This is a genomic window from Streptomyces sp. NPDC057474 (genome assembly GCF_042802555.1).
GTDB lineage: Bacteria > Actinomycetota > Actinomycetes > Streptomycetales > Streptomycetaceae > Streptomyces.
In genome coordinates this window covers 1-4,478 of record NZ_JBHVDX010000407.1, presented here as the reverse complement: position 1 = coordinate 4,478, position 4,478 = coordinate 1, and the positions used below count along the sequence as shown (strand labels likewise).

Genomic DNA, 4,478 nt, shown 5'->3' with positions numbered 1-4,478 from the left:
GGGCAGGGGCGAAGCCCCCTGCCCCACCCCTCCAGGGGCGCGCGGACCTGTGCCGATATGCTGCTCCGCTGCGTGGGCGCGACCGGCCCAGGAGGACCCGCAGCCGCAGTCGGCCGGCAGCCGCAGTCGGCCCGCAGCCGCAGACGACCGGCAGCCCCACGGGCCCCACGGCTCACCCGGCGGAGCGCTACCGCAGCCAGGGCAAATCCGCACCCGCCTCACTCGGCTGAAGCCCCTCCGCGATGATCCCCATGATCTCGCCGAGGGCCTTTCGCTGTTCCGCCGACAACCGGTCGAACAGTGCCTGCCGCACCGCGGCCACATGCCCCGGCGCGCTCTTCGAGAGCATCTCGAACCCGTCGTCGGTCAGCACCGTGAACTGCCCCCGCTTGTCCGACGGGCAGTCCTCGCGCCGCACCCACCCGTTCTTCTCCAGCCGGGCCACGGCGTGCGAAAGGCGCGACCGCGTGATCTTCGTCCGCATCGCCAGCTCGGTCATCCGCAGCCGCCGCTGCGGCGCCGAGGAAAGCACCACGAGCAGGTGATAGTAGAGGTGCGGCATGCCCGCGTCGCGCTGCAACTGGCGGTCGAGATGGTCCTCGAGCAGGGATGTGGCGTGCACATAGGCGAGCCAGGTGCGCTGCTCCTCGTCGGTGAGCCAGCGGGGTTCTTCCTCAGCGGATGCGGTCTTCATACGTCCACTGTACGAGGCTCGTTCTTGAAATTTGAACTATAGAGATGTAAGGTGAAACAAGAAATATTGAGACTTCAACTACTGGGGAGTCGGAGGGAGTCTCAAGTGCCTGGAGCTCCAGGCGAAACCAAGGAGACAGAAGCGACCACCGGGCCCGCCGAGGCGCGCGTGTCGTGTGCGTCGCGCGTGTTGAGGGAGTCACCCCTATGTCCGCCGCCACCGCCGAGCGCATGCCCGCCCTGTACCTGAGTCACGGGGCCCCGCCGCTCGCCGACGACCCGATCTGGCCCGGCGAACTCGCCGCCTGGTCCGCGACCCTGCCCCGCCCCAAGGCGGTCCTCATGGTCTCCGCCCACTGGGAGGAGGCCCCCCTCGCCCTCGGCGCGGTCGACCCCGTCCCCCTGGTCTACGACTTCTGGGGCTTCCCCGAGCACTACTACAAGGTGCGGTACGGGGCCCCGGGCGCCCCCGAACTGGCGGCCTCGGTCCGTAAGCTGCTCCAGGCCCCCGGCACCCCTGTCCAGGACATCCCGGACCGGGGCCTCGACCACGGCGCGTACGTCCCCCTGGTCGAGATGTACCCGGACGCCGACATCCCGGTCCTCCAGATCTCCATGCCGACGCTCGACCCGCTGAAGCTGATGGACATCGGCCGCAAGCTCGCTCCCCTCCGCGACGAGGGCGTGCTGATCATGGGCTCCGGCTTCTTCACCCACAACCTCGCCGCCCTCCGCCAGGCCGGCGTCCCCACCTGGTCCGCCGAGTTCGACGACTGGGGTCGCCGGGCCCTCGAATCCCGCGACTGGGACGCCCTCCTCGACTTCCTCCGCAAGTCCCCCGCCGGACAGCTGGCCCACCCCCGCACGGAGCACTTCGCACCGCTCTTCGTGACGATGGGCGCGGCCGAGGCCTCCGGGGAACTGGACACCCAGAAGTCGGTGATCGACGGCTTCTGGATGGGGCTGGCGAAGCGGTCGGTGCAGTTCGGGTAGTCGCTTCCGCCGGCGGCCCGCCGACACCGGCCAGGTGGCCCGCCGCCCAGACGGGTGGCCCGCCGACGCCGGCCAGGTGGCCCGCCGACGCCGGTCAGGTGGCCCGCCGCCCAGACGGGTGGCCCGCCGTCACCGGCCAGGTGGCCCGCCGACGCCAGCCGGTGCCCGTTGCCCAGGCAGGTCGTCATGCGGGCCGGGGTCGCTTACCTGACAGGTCATCGACCCCGGCTTGTCCGCCTGGCAGGCTCGTCGGCGTACGGAGCCCGACCGACCGGAAGGACACCATGCCCGCCTACGCCATAGCCCACCTGCGGGACGCCGCCCCGCACCCGGAGATCGCCGAGTACATCGAGCGAATCCCCGCCACTTTCGAGCCGTACGGCGGCCGCTTCCTCGTGCACGTCACCCAGCACGAGGTGAAGGAGGGGAACTGGCCCGGAGCCGTCGTGGTGATCGGCTTCCCCGGGATCGCCGAGGCGCGGAGCTGGTGGGACTCACCCGCGTACCAGGAGATCGCCCCGCTGCGGTCCCGGCACATCGAGGGCGACATCATCCTGGTCGAAGGGGTACCCGAGAACTACGACCCCACCGCCACCGCGAAGGCCTTGAGGGAGTCCCTGGCCACCGAGTAGAAAGGCCCGGCCCTCACAGTTCCTTCTCGTACCAGGCCACATCCCAGTACCGCCCGAACTTCCGCCCGACCTCCCGATACGTGCCGACGTACCGGAACCCGAACCGCTCGTGCAGCCGAGTCGACGCCCCGTTCGGCTGCGCGATCCCGGCGTAGGCGCGATGGACGTCCTCGTCGGCAAGGGCCTCGAACAGGGCCTTGTACAGCAGCGTGCCCACGCCCCGGCCGCCCGCGTCCGGGGCGAGGTACACCGACACCTCCACCGAGGTGTCGTACGCCGGTTTCCCGCGAAACGCGCTGCTCGTGGCGTACCCGAGAATCTCCTGTGAGCCGGTGCCGGCGGCAACCATCAGGCGGTGCGGGCCGTCTTCTGGGTGGGAGAGGAGCCACGGACGGCGTTCTTCCGGGGTGAAGAGAGCGGTATCGAATGTGATGGGCGTCTCACGGACGTAGTGGTTGTAGATGCTGGTGAGGGCGGCGAGGTCGGCCTCGGCTCCCGGTCTGACCTGCACCTCCGCAGACTCCGCCGTCATCCCGCCTCCCCCTGTGGCGGCACAGGGTACTGCAAGATCAGAAAAATAGTGGGACGGGTTGGGAATTCTGTCCTGATTCCAGTCGTTGTTTCCTTCGGAAGCAGGGCACTCGGGAGAGTGTCCGAGCGGCCGCATCAAGACCTACGTAGGACCAGATACGACCCTGCCAGCCCACCACGCAAGGGAGCACGCATGGCAACCCGTGCCGTCGCCGCTCGTCGTTCGTCCGCCGGCCGGACCGACGCGGCTCGCAGCGTTCGCGCCTCTGGCGGCGAGATCGCCGACCGCGACCTGGTCGGCATGTACCTCGACGAGATCGCGCGTACGCCGCTGCTCGACGCCGCCAAGGAAGTCGAGCTGTCCCAGATCATCGAGGCGGGTGTGTTCGCGCAGCAGATCCTCGACGGCGAGGAGGAGGCGAAGGCGGACGCCACTCGCGAAGAGCTCGAAGCCCTCGTCGCCGACAGCGAGCGGGCCAAGGACATCTTCATTCGGTCGAACCTGCGGCTCGTCGTGGCCGTCGCCCGGCGCTATCCCCGCAGTGGCCTCCCCCTGCTCGACCTCATTCAGGAGGGCAACGCCGGCCTGGTCCGTGCGGTCGAGAAGTTCGACTACCGCAAGGGCTTCAAGTTCTCGACGTACGCCACCTGGTGGATCCGTCAGGCCATCACCCGTTCGATAGCGGACCAGTCGCGCACCATCCGGCTGCCCGTCCACCTCGTCGAGGAGCTGGGCCGGATCCGCCGCGTGCAGCGCGAGTTCAACCGCGAGCACGGGCGCGACCCCGAGCCCCAGGAGATCGCCGCCGAGCTCGGATCCAACGCGGCCCGCGTCAGCGACGTCCTCGACTGGGCCCGCGACCCGGTCTCGCTGAACATGTCGGTGGACGACGACGGCGACACCCAGTTCGGCGACCTGCTGGAGGACACCTCCGCGGTCTCGCCCGAACAGTCCGTGCTCACGCTGCTGCGCAGCGAGGAGCTGGACGACCTCATCGGGCGCCTCGACCAGCGCACCGCGTCGATCATCAAGATGCGGTACGGCATCGAGGACGGCCGCGAGCGCACCCTCACCGAGGTCGGCAAGGAACACGGGCTCACCCGCGAGCGGATCCGCCAGATCGAGAAGCACGCCCTGCTCGAACTGAAGAAGCTCGCCCGCGACACGGGCTTCGACGCGGTCGCCTGACACCCGTTCGAGGGTCAGTACGGACGACCACAGCCCGGTACGGACCAAGGCCCCGTACGGCCCAACCCCTGAGGCCGCCACGGGGCTTGGCCCGGCGTACCGTTCGTACGTCGGCCACACCTTGGCCGTACTACGCCGCTACTTGGCCGTACTACGCCGCTTCAACGCCGCGTTCCCGGGGCACAAGACTTCAGAGCCCACGACTTCACCGGGCCCGGAGCCGCCAGGCCCGGGACCCGGAGTTCGAGGGAGTCGGGGGTACCGCAACGAAGCGAAGCCCGTGTTGTCGTACGCCGTCATGATCCGCCGTCTCACCGCCCACTGACTTCACCGAGCCAGCCGCAGTAACTGCCGCGACCGCCGCAGCCGTTGCCGCGACAACCGCTGCGACCGCAGCCATCCGCCGCCGAGTCCCGACGCTCTCCCCCCAGCGCCGGGAC

Annotated in this window: 5 protein-coding genes; 3 read left to right on the top strand and 2 right to left on the bottom strand. The window is 69.6% G+C overall.

Translation table 11 applies throughout. The features are described from left to right. Positions 1-187: 187 nt before the first annotated feature. A complete protein-coding gene (locus ACFU53_RS46830; protein WP_384006411.1) occupies positions 188-694 on the bottom strand; it encodes a MarR family winged helix-turn-helix transcriptional regulator in 507 nt (168 codons plus the stop codon). 206 nt (positions 695-900) lie between these two features. Here ACFU53_RS46830 and ACFU53_RS46825 point away from each other — a divergent pair, with 206 nt between their 5' ends. Beyond that, complete coding sequence (locus tag ACFU53_RS46825) at positions 901-1,686, top strand: dioxygenase (RefSeq protein WP_384006409.1); 786 nt, start codon at positions 901-903, stop codon at positions 1,684-1,686. A gap of 284 nt (positions 1,687-1,970) precedes the next feature. Continuing rightward, a complete protein-coding gene (locus ACFU53_RS46820) occupies positions 1,971-2,318 on the top strand; it encodes a DUF1330 domain-containing protein (protein ID WP_384006408.1) in 348 nt (115 codons plus the stop codon). A 13-nt stretch (positions 2,319-2,331) separates the two neighbouring features. Here the strand turns inward: ACFU53_RS46820 and ACFU53_RS46815 are convergent, their stop codons facing one another. After that, positions 2,332-2,850: a GNAT family N-acetyltransferase gene (locus ACFU53_RS46815; protein WP_384006406.1), complete on the bottom strand. Its 519-nt coding sequence runs from the start codon at positions 2,848-2,850 to the stop codon at positions 2,332-2,334. A gap of 192 nt (positions 2,851-3,042) precedes the next feature. Here ACFU53_RS46815 and ACFU53_RS46810 point away from each other — a divergent pair, with 192 nt between their 5' ends. Next, complete coding sequence (locus ACFU53_RS46810) at positions 3,043-4,038, top strand: RNA polymerase sigma factor RpoD/SigA (RefSeq protein WP_384006404.1); 996 nt, start codon at positions 3,043-3,045, stop codon at positions 4,036-4,038. Positions 4,039-4,478 lie beyond the last annotated feature (440 nt).